Origin of the sequence: Pseudoalteromonas sp. MER144-MNA-CIBAN-0113 (genome assembly GCF_040308965.1) — a bacterium.
Lineage (GTDB): Bacteria > Pseudomonadota > Gammaproteobacteria > Enterobacterales > Alteromonadaceae > Pseudoalteromonas > Pseudoalteromonas tetraodonis.
The window spans coordinates 1-250 of the sequence record NZ_JBEOOG010000494.1; the positions used below are offsets into that span (position 1 = coordinate 1).

The 250-nt window shown below is 43.2% G+C and carries 2 pseudogenes; both read right to left on the reverse strand.

From position 1 onward, the window contains the following. Nucleotides 1-70 (reverse strand): annotated as a pseudogene (locus AAEY57_RS20650) (DUF2721 domain-containing protein); the annotation flags it as partial. Next, a pseudogene (locus AAEY57_RS20655) lies at nt 57-250 on the reverse strand (efflux RND transporter permease subunit); the annotation flags it as partial. The pseudogenes AAEY57_RS20655 and AAEY57_RS20650, both read right to left, overlap by 14 nt.

Consider the following 250-nt stretch of genomic DNA (forward strand, 5'->3'; position numbering starts at 1 on the left):
TTAAAAGAGCGCGCAGCTCTGTAGCGAGTGATTTATTAAAGTCCTCGTCAGTACTTACTTTTAATCTGCGTTAGCGTTTTATCTACCAGTTTAGTTCGGTCATAGACGGCTTTTGCAACTATACCTTCGGGTAAACTGCCATTGATTTCTTTTAACTTTTCACCAACGCCTTGTGCAACTGTGCGACTGTTCTCACCTATTAACATGAACACGGTGCTCATCACCACTTCGCGGCCATTTTGTGTAGCAG